The sequence below is a fragment of the Fodinicola feengrottensis genome (assembly GCF_039530045.1).
Taxonomy (GTDB): domain Bacteria; phylum Actinomycetota; class Actinomycetes; order Mycobacteriales; family HKI-0501; genus Fodinicola; species Fodinicola feengrottensis.
In genome coordinates this window covers 1-14,637 of sequence record NZ_BAAANY010000058.1, presented here as the reverse complement: position 1 = coordinate 14,637, position 14,637 = coordinate 1, and the positions used below count along the sequence as shown (strand labels likewise).

Sequence of the window (14,637 nt, the reverse complement as noted above, 5' to 3'; positions counted from 1 at the left end):
GCACATACAACGGACGTACAAATGCCGATTCTGGCCTCTTACCGAAACCGAAATCGGGTGATACGGTCCCTGGCGTCCCGGAGGAGGATCTTATGTTCGCGAAACTTGCCGCCGCGTTCGTCGCTTTACTGATCATGTCGCCGCTGCCGGCCCAAGCGGCTGGCGCGCCGTCCGATCCGACCAGGGCCCAGCTGCGGGGGATCGTCGAAAACGTCACCCAGGCGACCGGCCGCCGCTACGCCGTCCACGACGACGCCGGCCACACGATGGACACGGTAAAGATTATTCAGGACAACACCGGCGCCTACCTTGCCGTGTCGCATTTCCTTTATAGCGGCGACAACCACTTCCGGGTGAATCTGGCCACCTCGACCGACCTGCTCACCTGGCACTGGGTGCGAGAGTTGGCTGGCAGCAACACCGGCCCGGCCTCGCAGCCGACCATCGCGCAGGCATCCAACGGCGGTTTCGTGATGGCCTGGGAACAGGAAAACCCCGGTGGTGGCAACAACCATCTGGCTTTTCGGTACTTCGCCAACAAAGCCGACCTGTTCGCCGGCAAGGTCTCCCGCTCGTACGATGCGCCCCGGCGGTTGTCGTCCTGCGCGGAGGGAACCCCGAACATCTACTCGATCACGCTCTCCCCGGACATCGACCACTCCACGATCGACATCGGCGGGCACTACTGGTGGAACTGCGATCGCGACCGCCAGCAGCGCGGCAAGCTGACCAACTTCAGTTCCTGGAACACCGCTGCCCAACCAAATTTTGACAACGCACTGCTTTACTGGGGAGTGGGCGGAAACATTGGCGACCGAGACCAGGCCCCCTTTGGCGGCTACAGTTTCGGGCTCATTGAAGGTCAATACACCAAGGGGGACTTCGGGTCCTGGCGGACTTTCCTCTACGACTACCAAACCGGCAACGCCGACCGTACGTCCATCCACACCGACGGCGGCAGTACGGCGTTCGCCAACCCGACTCTCACCGCGCTGAAAGCGCCCAACGGTCAGCGAGCGGTGGTGGTCACCCTCTTCCTACCCGGCGAAGGCGCGGCCGCTGGTGAGTCCGGAGAGCTCATTTACTACAAGACCTATTAGTTCACCCGCGGGCGCGGTCAGCCATCGGTGTCCCGCAACGGATCCAGTCGGCGGATCAGCCGTACGGTCGCCTCGGTAATACGGTTCGCCTCGCGCTTGCTCGCGCAGGTCGCGACCTCTCGGCTGGCCTCGCCGATGATGCTGGTCAGGATGGAGACAGTCATCCGCTCGACCGGGTCGGTGCCGGCTTCCAACAACACCGCGTTCTGTCGAATCCACTCCCGGTTGCTGGCTCGCCGGATCAGCGCGAAGCCGGGCGGGCCGTCGCCGTCCATGAAAAGGCGGGCGAGGTCGCGATGCTGCCACGCGCCCTCCAGGAAGGCCCGCGCGCCGGCGATGAACAGGACGAGCGGGTCCTCCTCGCCGTCCGTACGCGCTTTCGCGACCGCGGTGATGGCCTTCTGTTCCTGCGTCGCGTGGTGATCTTCCCACAGCGCCAGGAAAAGCTCGGTCTTGCCGCCGAAATGGTGATAGAGGCTGCCGACGCTGGAACTCGCCCGCTCCACCACGTCGGCCACGCTGGCCTCGGCGAAACCGCGCTCGACGAAGACCGCCCGAGCAGCCTCCAGCAGGCCACGGCGGGTTTCCGCGGTCCGGCTCCACTGCCAGGCGTTCGAGCCGGGCTTCCCGGTCGGCTTGCGCACCATCGGCTTATTCTAGAGCGTCATTCTAGGATCTGTCTCGCCCCGGCCTGGTGACAGTTCCCACCCCGCCGGGGCGTACGAGCGGACTTGACAGCTTATCGCACGGGGGGCACGCTCGACTTCATTACTAGAGGGCCGTTCTAGAAATCGGGTACGTGCCCGCAAGAGAGGACATCCGGCGATGGTCGACTTCTCCCTCAGCGACACCGAGCGTCAGATCCGCGACACGGTCCGCTCCTTCATCACGAAGGAGGTCATGCCGCTGGAGCCGGAGGTGCTGCGCAACGAGCGCGCCGGCCGCCCCGGCCTGGAGCCGGGGGCGGTCCGGGAGTTGCAGCTCAAGGCTCGCAAGTCCGGTTTCTGGGGCGTCAACACGCCCGAGGCGTACGGCGGCATGGACCTCGGTCCGGTGATGTCGGTGATCATCGCGATGGAGACCGGCCGGACGTTCGTGCCGTTCGGTTTTGGCGGCTATGCGGACAACATTCTCTATGCCGGCACCGAAGAGCAGAAACAGCGTTATCTGATCCCGACCATCGAGGGCGAACGGCGGTCGTGTTTCGCGATCACCGAGCCCGGCGCCGGTTCGGATGCCCGCGCGATTCGTACGCGTGCGGTCAAAGACGGCAGCGACTGGATCATCAACGGCGAGAAGACCTTCATCACCAACGGCAACGAGGCCGATTTCACGATGGTTTTCGCGGTCAACAACCCGGAGTTGGGGGCGGCCGGCGGAGTGACGTGTTTCCTGGTCGACCGGGACATGGGCTGGAAATCCGAACCGATTCCGACGATGGGCGAGTGGGGTCCGGCCGCGCTGGTCTTCGAAGACGTACGGGTGCCGGAGGAGAACATTCTCGGCGAGGTCGGCCGCGGTTTCGAACTGGCGATGAAATGGATCGGCCAGGGTCGCTACATGATTCCGGCGCGGGCCATCGGATCCGCCGAGCGGATGCTGCAAATGGCCATCGACTACGCCAAAATCCGCAAGTCGATGGGCAACTTCATCGCCGATTACCAGGCGATCCAGTGGCAGATCGCGGACTCGGCGGTGGAGATCGAGTCGGCGAAATGGCTCACTCTCTACGCGGCCTGGCGGGTGCAGGCCGGCCTGGATTCTCGGCAGGCGTCCTCCATTTCCAAGCTGCAGGGTGGCCTAATGGCCAACCAGGTGGTGGACCGGGTGCTGCAGATCCACGGCGGCATGGGCTACACCAAGGAGTTGCCGATCGAGCGTTGGTATCGCGAACTTCGGTTGCTCCGGATTTTCGAGGGCACCGACGAGATCCAGCGCCGGACAATCGCCCGCAACCTCATCAAGGGCCACGCGCAGCTGGGCGGGATCGGGGAATGAGCCGGCGGCGGGCCGGCATTGTCGGGGTCGCCGAGTCGGAGCTGGGAAAAACACCGCACTTGACGGTGTTTTCCCAGCAGGCTCAGGCGAGCGCCGCCGCGCTCGCGGAGGCCGGCCTCGGGTTCGGTGACGTGGAAGGCCTTTTCGTGGCCGGCGCGGGATCCTGGTCCCCGCCACTGGCGCTGGCCGAATATCTCGGCCTGCAGCCGAAATATCTGGACGGTACGAACATTGGTGGCTCGTCTTTCGAAGCCCACCTCGGACATGCGACCGCGGCGATCGAGGCTGGCCTGATCGACGTCGCCCTGATCACGTACGGCAGCACCCAAAGGACGGACCGCTCCCGCAACCTGCCGCGCGCGGCCTCGCTCCTGGAGCAGTACGAGCGGCCTTTTGGGCTGCCCACACCCGTTGGTGCGTACGCGCTGGCGGCGAACCGCTATATGTACGAGTACGGCGTGACCAGCGAGCAACTCGCCGAGGTGGCGGTCAGTGCCCGCGCCTGGGCCGGTCTCAACCCCAAGGCGTACTACCGCGATCCGATCACCGTCGAAGACGTGCTCGCGTCGGACTTGATTTGCGAGCCGTTGCACAAGCTCGACTGCTGCCTGGTCACCGACGGAGGTGGCGCTGTGGTGGTGGCCGCGCAGGACCGCTGGCCAGATGTTGCCACCCGGCCGGTGGTGGTGCTTGGACACGGCGAAACCACGACGCACCAGGGCATCGCGCAAATGCCCGACCTGACCGTGACGGGTGCGGCGAAATCCGGGCCGGCGGCGCTGCGGATGGCTGGCGTCACGCACGCCGACTTCGACGTGGTGGAGATCTACGATTCCTTTACCATCACGGTGCTTTTGACGTTGGAATCGTTGGGATTCTGTAAACCGGGGGAGGCCGGCGATTTCGCTCGCGCGGTCCGAACGCGGCCTGGTGGCGAATTCCCGATGAACACCAACGGCGGCGGGTTGTCGTACACGCATCCGGGCATGTACGGGATTTTCCTGCTGATCGAGGCCACCCGGCAGCTGCGCGGCGACTTCACCGGCGAACGTCAGGTAAAGGACGCCGAGCTCGCGCTGGTCCATGGCACCGGCGGGGTGCTGTCGTCCACTTCGACCGTCGTGCTGGGAAGGGGCTGAGCCGATGGAGATCACCGTAGACGCCGAAAGCAAGGAGTTCTGGGACGGCATCGCGGCCGGCGAGCTGCGCATCCAGCGCTGCGAAGCCTGCGATCAGGCGGTCTTCTACCCGCGTGCCCTTTGTACGCACTGCCACAGCGACCGCCTTGTATGGACTGTCGCGAAAGGCCTCGGCACGGTTTACTCGTACACGGTGGCGCATCGCGGTTTCGGAGAGTTCGCCGCGCAGGCGCCGTTCACGGTGGCATTGGTGGATTTGGATGAGGGGGCCAGAATGCTCACCCGCATTGTCGGTGGAACAGTCTCTATTGGAGATCGGGTCCAGCTGGAAATCACCCGGCTCGACGCCGACTCACCCGAGCTTCCCTGTTTTGCGCCGGTGGCATGAGCGCGGTCGGTCCGCTCTTTAATCCCCGGTCCATCGCGCTGGTCGGCGCCACCGACAAATCGGGGTGGTCGCTGAACACGTACAACAACCTCATCGAACACTCCTTCGGTGGGCCGGTCTATCTTGTCAACCCACGTTCGGAAATCGTCCACGGCGTGCCGGCTTTTGCCAGCCTGTCGGCGATTGGCGCGCCGGTCGATCTCGCGTACGTGATGGTGCCGACCGCGGCAGTCCTCGCGATCCTGGAAGAGGGCGCCCGGCTGGGCATCAGGAATTACGTCGTGCTCACCGCTGGTTTCGGTGAGACCGGGCCGGAAGGTGAAAGGCTGCAGGAATCGCTGACCGCGCTGGCGGAGCGAGAAGGTCTGACGATCCTCGGCCCGAACGGCAATGGCTTCATCAACGCGGCCGCCGGCATCACGCCGTACGGGCTGCCGATCCCGGCGCCCCTGTTGAGTGGTCCGGTGGGCGTGGTGCTGCAGAGCGGCGCGCTCGCGAGCGCGGTGCTTTCCTTTGCGCAAGCCAGGAACCTTGGCCTCAGCCTGCTGACCGCGATGGGCAACGAGGCGATGGTGTCGGTGACCGATGTCGTCGACTATTTGGTCGACGACCCGGCGACCAAGGTGATCGCGCTTTTCCTGGAATCCGTACGCCATCCGGCTGAGTTCGCGGCGGTGGCCCGCAAGGCTTGGGCGGCCGGAAAGCCCATCGTGGCAATGAAGATCGGCTCCAGTCAGCTGGCTTCGCAGACCGCGCGGGCACACACCGGTGCGCTGGTCGGGGACGACGACGTGGTCAGCGCGGCCTTCCGGCAACTGGGTGTGGTCCGGGTGCGGTCGCTGGAGGACCTCATCATCACCGCGGGGCTGTTGGCGAGTGTTGGCTCATTGCCGGGCCGCCGGCTCGGCGTGGTCACACCGTCTGGCGGCGGCTCGGAAATCATCGCCGACCGGGCCGACGACGAAGGACTCCAGATCCCTGCGTACGCACCGGAAACCGTCCGCCGGTTGACCGAGATCATGCCGAAGTTCGGTACGGTCGCGAATCCGCTCGACGTGACCGGTTACGTCGTCGTCGACCGGACACTTTTGGGTCGCGCGATGGAAATCGTCGCCGATGACCCGGGTATTGACATCATCGTGTTGCTGACCGAGTTGCCACGGGTTCGGCCGCCGGACCCGTCGATTTTCGTGGAGGCGTTCGGGCAGACCGCGAAACGGATCCAAGCCGCCGGCAAGCCGGTGGTGGTGGTCAGCAACGCGCTCACCGATATCACCGAATTCGGCCGCGAAATCGCCGCCGCCAGTGGATTTCCCTATGTCGCCGGCGGCATCGAGCACGGCCTGACAGCTCTCGGCGCGGCCGTACGCTGGTCCGAATCGCACGTTTCGCCGGAGCCCGAGACCGGCCCGGAAGCGCTGGTCGAAGGGGAAACGGTCGGCCTGTGGGCGGAGCGGGAAGCCGCCGCCTTGTTGACCGCGAACGGCATTCCGGTTGTTCCGTCCACCTTCGCGTCCGATGTGGACACCGCGGCGGCGGCGGCCGACGCGTACGGCTATCCAGTGGTGCTCAAAGCGGCTGCCGCCGGCCTCGGCCACAAGAGTGACATTGGTGGCGTCCGGCTCGGGTTGGCCAACGAGGCCGAAGTGCGCTCGGCTTTCGTTGACGTGATGGACAAAACCAAAGCCGACGGCGTGCTCGTCCAACCGCAACGCAGTGGCGGGGTGGAGTTGCTCGTGGGCGTCGTACGCGACCCGTCCTGGGGCCTGACCATGGCGGTCGCGCTCGGCGGGATCTGGGTTGAGGTGCTGCGAGACTCGGCGCTGCGGCTGCTGCCGGTGGACAAGGCGCAGGCTTTGCGGGCACTGACCGAACTTCGCGGCATCGACCTGCTCCGCGGCGCCCGTGGCAGCGAGACGGCCGACCTGGACGTGGTCGCGGATGTCGTTGCGCGGGTGGGCCAACTGGCGGTCGGCCTCGGCGATCGGCTGGAGTCACTGGAAATCAATCCGCTGCTGGTTCGTGGCTCCCGGGTCGAGGCGCTCGACGCATTGGTCACCTGGCGGACGTAAGCCACGCAGACCTCCTCCGTGAGCTCATCGACGGCCAGACCGGCCGCTGAGTGAGCGGGCGTACGCACCGGCGGCGGTGGCCAGCCGGCGGGACAGGCTGACGGAGACTCGGCGGTCGAAGATCTGGTAGTCGGCCTTCTCGATTTCGTCGAGAATTCCGCGGTAGAGCACCAAAGCGGTGCCGATGCACTCGCGGCTGGAGGGCGCCAGCATCGGCACGCCACCGGCCGCGTACGCGTAGATTTCCCGGGTGCGGGCAATCTCGTTCGCCAGCAGCTCCCGGATCGGGTCGGTGACCACCCGTTTTTCCAGGTCCGAGCGCGACAAACCACACTTCTCCAGGTCCTCCAGCGGCAAGTAGAGCCGACCGCGGTCCAGGTCTTCGGCGATATCGCGGAGAAAGTTGGTCAACTGGAAAGCCTCACCGAGCGCGTGCGCACGCGGATAGGCCTCCTCAGTCAGCGGCTCCAGGATCGGGGTCATCTGCAGTCCGATCACCGCGGCTGAGCCGTACATATAGGCCTGCAGGTCCGCGTACGTCGGGTATTGGGTGACCGTGAGGTCCATTCGCATCGACGCGAGGAAGGCCTTGAGGTGCCCGACCGGAATGTCCCAGGTCCGGACGGTATGCAGCAGCGCCTGGCAGATCGGGTCGGTGGTGTCGCCGGCGTCGAGATCGGAGAGCACCCGCTCACTCCAGGTAATGAGCTCGTCTTCTCTTGTCGCGGGGTCACCGTTGTCGACAATTTCGTCGGCATATCTGGCGAAACCGTAAAGACTGTGGACGTATGGCCGCTTGGCCGGCGGCAGCAGCAAAGTCGCCAGATAGTACGTACGCCCGAAGTCCGCGTGCAGCCGCCGGCACCGCTCGTACGATGCCCGCAGTCGCGGATCGGCAATGCCGGCCGCGTCCAGCCAGCGCGCATGGCGCCGTTTCGGCCCGCCCCCTTCGGTCATCCTTCGAGCGTACTGGCGTCACCGGGAACCTCACCGGGCCGGCGTGCGACATCTGTGTGACGGTGGTGGCGGAGGCAGTGGATGGAGGCGCGCGTGAAGAAGGACCGGCGGTCGGTGGACGCCGAGTTGGACGAGATTTTTCGCGCCACCTATCGGCGGCTGGTAGTCAGCATGTACGCGGTGACCGGTGATTTCGTCGAGGCCCAGGACATCGTGGCGGACGCCTTTGTGGCAGCCGTCACATATCGTGAGCGGTTGCTGGCGGTGGCGAGTCCGGAGGCATGGTTGCGGGCGGTGGCCGCAACATAGCGGTCAGCAAATGGCGACGAGCCAAGCGGTATGCCTTGCTGCTGCGCAAATCCGCGGATCCACATCCGGTGATGGTCGAGACATCCCCGGACCGGGTGGTGGTGATGGAGGCTATCGGCAAACTGCCGCGGAATCAGGCCGAGACCATCGCCCTGCATTACATCGCTGATCTGCCGGTGGCCGAAATCGCGGAATGTATGCGGGTGTCGGTTGGCACTGTCAAATCTCGGCTGGCCCGTGGGCGGGCCGCATTGGCGGAGATTCTTGGTGACCGAGCAGCTGACCTTTCGAAGGTAGGGAAAGAATAATGATTGACTCGACGGATTATGCGCAGACCCGCGAGCGCATTCACGAACTGTTGGTGGATCCGGATCTGAGCCAGATCCATCGGCGCGGCAATCGCCGGCGTTTTGGTCGCAAAGCCGCGATAGGTACGGCTTCGGTTGCCGCCATCGGCGTTGCCGTGTTGGTAGCCACCCAGGTCATCGCGCCGCATCCGACCGCCACCCCGGCCGGGCCGAAAGCGATCACTGGCCCGTTGCACGGCCCGCCAGTGTCACTGTCAGGGAAGTCGCAGCTGCTGGATTCGCAGCCGGTGGACGGGAAACGTTCGTACGCGCTGATCAAAACCGCCAACGGCAAATACGCGGTGGCTCGTACCCAGGACACCGGTGCGACCTGGCAGGCATGGCAGCTGCCGCCGTCGATGCCGACCCGAAACGTGCCCGTGTTGTATGTCGACCAGAGTGACTCGCTCGTAGTGTCGGCGAGCGGTCCACCCTCCGGAACTGCGAAAGTGAGTCAAGACGGCAAGCAGGTCAGCGTCGATGGCGGGAAGACGTGGGAGGCCAACGTCGGTCAGTTGGGCCAGCTGATCAGCCAGGATGGTGGGCAAACCTGGCGTCCCAGCGGGCTCCCGGGAACCACCGGCCGGCCGATCGAGAAGCTTGCGCCCGGTTGGTCGGCGCAGACATCGGGCGGCAAGGTGTTCGGCTCTGATCCCGCCGCCGGAGGTGCCCTGCACCCACTCGTTCACCAGCCGCAGGTCGCCACCCGATGTATGGGTGTCACCGAGGCCGCGGACGAGTCAGTGTGGCTGGAGTGCGTCGGTGCGAACGGCGCCTTCGTGTTGCAGGTCAGCCACGACCGTGGCGTCACCTGGGATTCCGCTGCGGTTCCGGGCCTGATCGAGCGGGGCGGTCCGGGGGCGGGCGGCTGTGGCCAACTGATCGACAGCTATGACGGCAAGACCGGCTATGCGTACGGTTACACCGCCGCCAGCAATGGAAAGGAGTCTGGTCTGGTGATTACCCACGACGGTGGGAAGACTTGGTCGACCACTGTGATCCAACTGCCCCAGAACCTTGGCACCTGTCCCACGGCGACGGCCACCGGATCATTGGTCGGTGAGCAGAATGTGAACGCAAACGGTGACAACCCGCGGCTGATCGTCAGCACGGATTCTGGCCGCACCTTCACTCAGGTGTCGGGAGTGAGCCAGTTGGGCACGGTTAACCGGATGACCGGCAGCGCCAGCCTGGTTGCGCGAGATCCCCGAAAGGGAGCTTGGACCTCGTCCGACGGCGTCCACTGGACCCCAGCCCTGGTGCCGCCCCACTCCACGCGTTCCTAGCTCTTCAGCAGTGGGAGGAAATATCGGCGGGCGGTGGCTCGCACGTCGTCGTCCGTCTCCAGCGGCAGGCAGGTTTGTGGCGTAAGGACGAGCGACATGGACAGCCGTACCAGGATTTCCGCGAACTCGTCCGGGTCAACCTCGGTGTTGGCGCGATATTCCGGCGACCGGCGATATTGGTCGGCCATGAACTGGCGGGCGATCGCGATTGCCGGGCCGCCGTGGATCGTCAGGAACGGCAGCAAAAACTCCGGCTCGCTCTGCAGTAGGCGGCCGAGCAGCGGCTGCTCCCGGGCCGTACGAAGGCCCACCACGAAACCTTCGACCAGTCGTTCGGCGATGGTGGGCAGTGATTCCACCGCGTCGTTGATGGCGGCGAAAAACCGGCGGGATTCGCGTACGAGCACGGCCTGAACGAGCTCGTCACGGCTGGCGAACCGGCGGTAGAGAGTGGCCCGGCCCAGGCCTGCCCGCCGGGCCACCTCGTCGACGCTGGTCCGGCGCAGACCGTGGTCGAGGTATTCGGCGAGGGCCGCGTCGAGGATCCGCACGCTGACCTCGTCAACCTGCGGTTCGGGCAGCAGTGCCTCAAACGATGTGACCATCGACCCCACGGTACCGCCGTGCCGGCCAGCCCTCTCGTCGGAACGCCGCCTTGGCCCGCGGCATGTACCCGAGCCGGCGCGGCACCAGCGGCCAGGCGTGCCGGATCGCGGCCCCTAGTCGTACGAGTTTGCGCTGGTCACGATCGGTCCAACGGAGTCCGAGCGTCTCCCTGGTGGACGGCGCCAGCAGGCCCACGCCAAGCAACCACATCGGGTTGCTGACGATCGGTGAGATGACCCGCCACAGCGGTTGCGGGATCCATGGTTGCCGCATGCTGGCGGGTTTCTGTGCCATCTCTACAAAAGCCTCGACCGCGGGCGTCTTTTCCAGGACGTGTGCATAGGTGTGCTCAAGATAGTTCTCGAAGCCGGCCCGGTCGGCCGGTGCCGGCCGGTCGCTCACCCCGTACCTGGCATAGACGACCTGCTGTTCCTTGAAAAGCAACGCCTTTTCTGTCGGCGTGCTCGGATGGTCAAGCAGGTCAAGCATTTTTATGACGGCTTCGCTCATTGTTGCGTGTGCCCAGTAGAAAACGTCCGGGTCGAGCGCGTGATAGCGGCGGCCTTCGCTGTCCACACCTTTGATGTCGTGGTGGAGGTCGCGGATGCCGTGCCCGGTCGCCATCGCCTCGGGGCCGTCGTAAACGACGCCGGCGATCTGCGGTACCGAGCGCAGGAACCGGTCCCACGGCTCGGTGTAGAAAGCCGAATGTTGCTCGACGCCGGCGCCGAGGCCCGGCAGTGACAGCTGTACCAGGCCGACCCACGGACCGATCAGGATCATCCGCTGGTCCCCGGCATAACGCCAGCTCAGCGAGTGTGGACCGAGCAATGACGGAGCCAGTGACTGCACGCTCATGCGAACCTCCCGGCCGAGACAATGAGACGACTATGTCATACTTGTCTCATCCCGTCGAATATGACCGCGAGCGTACGACTGCGCAGCTCGTCGTTCCATGAGTCGCTCTCGGCACCTCTCGCGGTGGCGGTCATCAGCGCGAACACCTCCGGTATCCGCAGGCTCTGCCGGATGGTGCCGGCTTCCTGGGCGCGGGTCAGCAGCTTCTCGATCGCGTTTCGCATGTCCCGTACGACGTGGTCCATGTCGACTGTCGGGTCGAGGCCGGCGGCCCTGATCACCTCATAGAGCGCCTTCTTTTCGGCGCTGTGCTTGATGATCCGGGCGAAGAAGTCAAAGAATGCGGCGGCGCTGTCGGTGGCGCTCATGAGCGGCTCAGCCTCATCGATCAGGTCGCGCGTACGTTCGCTGACGATCGCCTGATAAAGCGCCTCCTGGGTCGGGAAGTGCCGGTAGATCGTGCCAAGCCCGACGCCGGCCTCCTGTGCGACCGCGCGCATCGATCCGGCCGTGCCGTCCCGGGCGAGCACCACCTCGGCGGCGGCGAGCACCTTGGCTCGGTTGCGCTGGGCGTCCGTACGCATGCGTCTCCTTTGACAACCGGAACATCTGTTCCGTATGGTTGAAAGCGGAACACTTGTTCCGATCATACGTCTGGAGGACGGGACATGGAATACGCCACGCTTGGCCGCTCTGGCCTGCAGGTTTCGCAAGTTTGCCTGGGCGCCATGAACTTCGGTTCGTCGCGGATCGCCACGTGCGACGAGGCCGAGGCGACGCGGATCGTCGACGCCTACCTGGAGGCTGGCGGCAACATCATCGACATCGCCAACATGTATTCCGAAGGCGAGTCCGAGGAAATCGTCGGCCGGATCGTCAAGAACCGCCGTTCGTCGGTGTTGTTGGCCACCAAAGGGTTCATGCCGCAGGGGCCTGGTCCGAACGACCGAGGTCTGTCGCGGGTCCACCTGACCAAGGCGCTGGACGACAGCCTGCGCCGGCTCGGCACCGACTACGTCGATCTTTACCAGTGCCACCAATGGGATCCGGCGACGCCGATCGAGGAGACGATGGCCACGCTGGATGGGTTCGTACGCGCCGGCAAGGTCCGCTATATCGGTTGCTCGAACTTCACCGCGGCGCAGATCGTCGAGGCGCAGTGGGCTGCCGCGCGGATCGGTGGAACGCCGTTCGTCAGCCTGCAGCCCCAGTATTCGCTGATCGCCCGCAGCATCGAAGCGGACATCCTGCCGACCGCGCAGCGGCACGGTCTTGGCGCGATTTTGTGGTCTCCGCTGGGTGGCGGGGTGCTCAGCGGTCGCTATAGCAGTGTCAGCGAGCTGCCGGAGGGCAGCCGGATGAGCCAGCTGCGGGGCTCGCACATCCAGCTGGCGAAAGCCTGGGTCGACGGGCTGCTCAACGAACGTACGCTGGGAATTGTCCAAGAGGTGGGAAAAATCGCCGCCGAACTGGGCACCACCGCGGCCGCGGTTTCGCTGTCCTGGCTGCGGCGCCGGCCGGGCGTGACCTCGGTGATCATCGGCCCGCGTACGCTCGAACACCTGCGGGGCAGCCTCACTGCTTTCGAGCTTGAGCTGCCTGCTGAGATCGTCGAACGGTTGGATGAGATTTCCGCTACCGGCACCCTCGCGCCGATCAACGGAATGGATGCTAGTCGATAGAATTTGGTATCTCCGGACGAAAGGCGATACCGATGAGCGAGGCCGTGCAGGTCACCGATCCGATCTCGGCGCACGGTGAGGGGCCGGTCTGGCATCCCGGGTGGGGTGGCCTGCGCTGGGTGGACATGCTCGTCGGGGATGTGCTTTGGTTGGCCGCCGACGGTTCGGTCCGGCGACGGAATTTCGGCCCGGTGGCCGCGGTCCTGCGGCCCCGGGTTGACGGCGGCGCCGTGCTGGCCGTCGAGCGCGGATTTTCCCTGCTGGCAGCGGGCGACGACGGTTTCGGCGGTGGCACCGAGCCGAAGTTTCTGGGCGAGATCTGGACTTCGGACCTCGTCCGGATGAACGAGGGTGGCTGCGATCCGGACGGCCGCTTCTATTGCGGAAGCATGCCGTACGACGAAAAATCGCCGATCGGCAAGGTCTACCGGCTCGATCCGGACGGCTCGGTCACCGTCGTCCTGGCGGGTGTCACGATCTCGAATGGTTTCGCCTTCAGCCCGGACGGCGGCACCGCGTACTATGTGGACACTCCCACTCATCGCATTGACGCCTTCGACTATTCGGCTTCAGGACTGACAAATCGCCGTACGACTGTGTCGGTGCCGGTCGAAGCGGGTGGTCCTGACGGGTTGACGGTTGATTCCGAGGGCTATATCTGGCTGGCGCTTTTCGGCGGCTCGGCCGTCCACCGCTATGCGCCGGACGGCCGGCTGGACGGCGTGATCGAGCTGCCCACCAGCCAGATCACCGCCTGCACCTTCGGCGGCCCGGACCTGGATCAGCTCTACATCACGACTTCTCAACTGGCCCTGGAACCCGGCTCCCAGCCCCTGGCCGGCGCCCTCTTCGTCGCCGACGTAGGCGTCCGCGGCCTCCCAGTCCAACCTTTCGCCGGCTAGCTGTTGGGGGCGCGACATCAGAACGGCGGTTCGGCCGGTGGTGGTGGCGGTGGTGGGTTTGATTTTTTGAATGGTCTGGTGTCGGGATCGTCTTTGTCGTTCAGGTAGATCGATCCGCGGGGCCGGTTTCTGGTGGGCGGACCGGTGTCGTCGCCTGGTTGTGGTGGTTCGGTGAGGTAGATGCGTCCGGTGGGGGTCATGACGGTGTATGTGCCGTCTGGGTCGAGTCTGACTTTCCATCCGGAGTGGGTCTTGAGCCGGTGGTGGTAACGACAAAGGCAAACGAGGTTTTCTTCGCAGGTGCACCCGTCTGGGAAGGGGATGGAGTGGTCTTTGTCGCAGCGTTGGGCGGCCCTTCGGCAGCCGGGCCAGCGGCAGGTGACGTCTCGGGCTTCGATGTATTCCTGTAGTGCTGTGGATGGTCGGTAGCGGGCGCGGCCGGCGTCGGTGAGCTTGTTGGAGCTGGGGTCGGTGAGGAGCCGTCGCCAGGTGGAGTCCTTGGCGAGTCGGCGGGCCATGCTGGCCGGGATGGCGCCGTATCCGGCCAGGAAAGCGGGCTGGTTGTCCAGGCCGATCAGGGTGCCGGCGCGGACTACTACTCGCAGGTCAACACGGGGTTTGCGGCCACGGCCCTGGCACGAACAACTTGGTGCGGCGGAAGGCTCGTACCCGCCAGCACCGATCTCGCTGGCGTTGTCACTGTCCGGCTCGTCGATAGTCGGGTCACTGTTCTGGGCGCCGCCGCTCGTGCGGTCCGGTGAATCCACGGCGTCGGTGCTGTCGTCTGGTGGTGATGGGATGTCGCCGAGGCTGCCGCCGGTGATCAGATCTAGCAGCGCGTCGGCTCGGCGGGTGTCCATCGACCGCGGATCATCTGGCGGGCAGGAATGCGCGTACGCGTTGAGGGTGGACATGATCGACGCGAGTTTCGTCGGAGCCTGTCACGATTTCTGTGTAAGCCGGAGGTGATTGGCTTACTTGTCTTATTATATC

16 protein-coding genes are annotated in these 14,637 nt (G+C 65.2%); 10 read left to right on the top strand and 6 right to left on the bottom strand.

The genetic code is table 11. From position 1 onward, the window contains the following. Positions 1-92: 92 nt before the first annotated feature. The gene (locus ABD301_RS41965) at positions 93-1,100 is read left to right on the top strand and encodes a hypothetical protein (RefSeq protein WP_344315577.1); all 1,008 of its coding nucleotides are present in this window, start codon (positions 93-95) and stop codon (positions 1,098-1,100) included. Positions 1,101-1,117: 17 nt separating this feature from the next. Here the strand turns inward: ABD301_RS41965 and ABD301_RS41960 are convergent, their stop codons facing one another. After that, positions 1,118-1,747, bottom strand: a complete 630-nt coding sequence (locus ABD301_RS41960; RefSeq protein WP_163572145.1) for a TetR/AcrR family transcriptional regulator — start codon at positions 1,745-1,747, stop codon at positions 1,118-1,120. A 178-nt stretch (positions 1,748-1,925) separates the two neighbouring features. On the opposite strand from ABD301_RS41960, the gene ABD301_RS41955 reads away from it, so the two are divergent. From ABD301_RS41955 to ABD301_RS41940, 4 genes are read left to right on the top strand one after another with little or no spacing between them, the layout of a single operon-like run. Then, a complete protein-coding gene (locus ABD301_RS41955) occupies positions 1,926-3,098 on the top strand; it encodes an acyl-CoA dehydrogenase family protein (protein ID WP_344315576.1) in 1,173 nt (390 codons plus the stop codon). Next, on the top strand, positions 3,095-4,237 hold the full coding sequence (locus tag ABD301_RS41950; RefSeq protein WP_344315575.1) for an acetyl-CoA acetyltransferase: 1,143 nt from the start codon (positions 3,095-3,097) through the stop codon (positions 4,235-4,237). The genes ABD301_RS41955 and ABD301_RS41950 overlap by 4 nt, the downstream gene beginning before the upstream one ends. Positions 4,238-4,241: 4 nt before the next feature. Next, positions 4,242-4,625 carry a Zn-ribbon domain-containing OB-fold protein gene (locus ABD301_RS41945; protein WP_344315574.1) on the top strand — a complete coding sequence of 128 codons (384 nt, stop codon included), beginning with the start codon at positions 4,242-4,244 and terminating at the stop codon, positions 4,623-4,625. Continuing rightward, on the top strand, positions 4,622-6,697 hold the full coding sequence (locus tag ABD301_RS41940) for an acetate--CoA ligase family protein (protein WP_344315573.1): 2,076 nt from the start codon (positions 4,622-4,624) through the stop codon (positions 6,695-6,697). Before ABD301_RS41945 ends, ABD301_RS41940 begins: the two co-directional genes overlap by 4 nt. Before the next feature lie 24 nt (positions 6,698-6,721). Here ABD301_RS41940 and ABD301_RS41935 read toward each other — a convergent pair whose 3' ends face one another. Further along, entirely contained in the window at positions 6,722-7,654 is a 933-nt protein-coding gene (locus ABD301_RS41935) for a phytoene/squalene synthase family protein (RefSeq protein WP_344315572.1), read from the bottom strand. Between the two features lie 81 nt (positions 7,655-7,735). Between ABD301_RS41935 and ABD301_RS41930 the strand changes: the two genes are divergently transcribed. Genes ABD301_RS41930 through ABD301_RS41920 form a run of 3 tightly spaced genes read left to right on the top strand, consistent with a single transcriptional unit; the run spans position 7,736 to position 9,596 of the window. After that, on the top strand, positions 7,736-7,963 hold the full coding sequence (locus ABD301_RS41930; RefSeq protein ID WP_163572147.1) for a sigma factor: 228 nt from the start codon (positions 7,736-7,738) through the stop codon (positions 7,961-7,963). Continuing rightward, entirely contained in the window at positions 7,936-8,271 is a 336-nt protein-coding gene (locus ABD301_RS41925) for an RNA polymerase sigma factor (RefSeq protein WP_344315571.1), read from the top strand. Before ABD301_RS41930 ends, ABD301_RS41925 begins: the two co-directional genes overlap by 28 nt. Beyond that, entirely contained in the window at positions 8,271-9,596 is a 1,326-nt protein-coding gene (locus ABD301_RS41920; protein ID WP_344315570.1) for a hypothetical protein, read from the top strand. Before ABD301_RS41925 ends, ABD301_RS41920 begins: the two co-directional genes overlap by 1 nt. Here ABD301_RS41920 and ABD301_RS41915 read toward each other — a convergent pair. Genes ABD301_RS41915 through ABD301_RS41905 form a run of 3 tightly spaced genes read right to left on the bottom strand, consistent with a single transcriptional unit; the run spans position 9,593 to position 11,644 of the window. Then, entirely contained in the window at positions 9,593-10,201 is a 609-nt protein-coding gene (locus ABD301_RS41915; RefSeq protein WP_163572150.1) for a TetR/AcrR family transcriptional regulator, read from the bottom strand. The genes ABD301_RS41920 and ABD301_RS41915 overlap by 4 nt on opposite strands. Beyond that, positions 10,185-11,060 (bottom strand): oxygenase MpaB family protein, encoded by an 876-nt coding sequence (locus ABD301_RS41910; RefSeq protein WP_344315568.1) that lies wholly within the window; start codon positions 11,058-11,060, stop codon positions 10,185-10,187. Before ABD301_RS41910 ends, ABD301_RS41915 begins: the two co-directional genes overlap by 17 nt. Before the next feature lie 35 nt (positions 11,061-11,095). Beyond that, positions 11,096-11,644: a TetR/AcrR family transcriptional regulator gene (locus ABD301_RS41905; RefSeq protein WP_344315567.1), complete on the bottom strand. Its 549-nt coding sequence runs from the start codon at positions 11,642-11,644 to the stop codon at positions 11,096-11,098. Between the two features lie 84 nt (positions 11,645-11,728). Between ABD301_RS41905 and ABD301_RS41900 the strand changes: the two genes are divergently transcribed. Both ABD301_RS41900 and ABD301_RS41895 read left to right on the top strand, forming a co-directional pair. Then, on the top strand, positions 11,729-12,742 hold the full coding sequence (locus ABD301_RS41900) for an aldo/keto reductase (RefSeq protein WP_344315566.1): 1,014 nt from the start codon (positions 11,729-11,731) through the stop codon (positions 12,740-12,742). Positions 12,743-12,774: 32 nt separating this feature from the next. Then, positions 12,775-13,644, top strand: a complete 870-nt coding sequence (locus ABD301_RS41895; RefSeq protein ID WP_344315565.1) for an SMP-30/gluconolactonase/LRE family protein — start codon at positions 12,775-12,777, stop codon at positions 13,642-13,644. 17 nt (positions 13,645-13,661) lie between these two features. On the opposite strand, the gene ABD301_RS41890 is transcribed toward ABD301_RS41895, so the two are convergent. Then, entirely contained in the window at positions 13,662-14,558 is an 897-nt protein-coding gene (locus ABD301_RS41890) for an HNH endonuclease signature motif containing protein (protein ID WP_163572155.1), read from the bottom strand. Positions 14,559-14,637 lie beyond the last annotated feature (79 nt).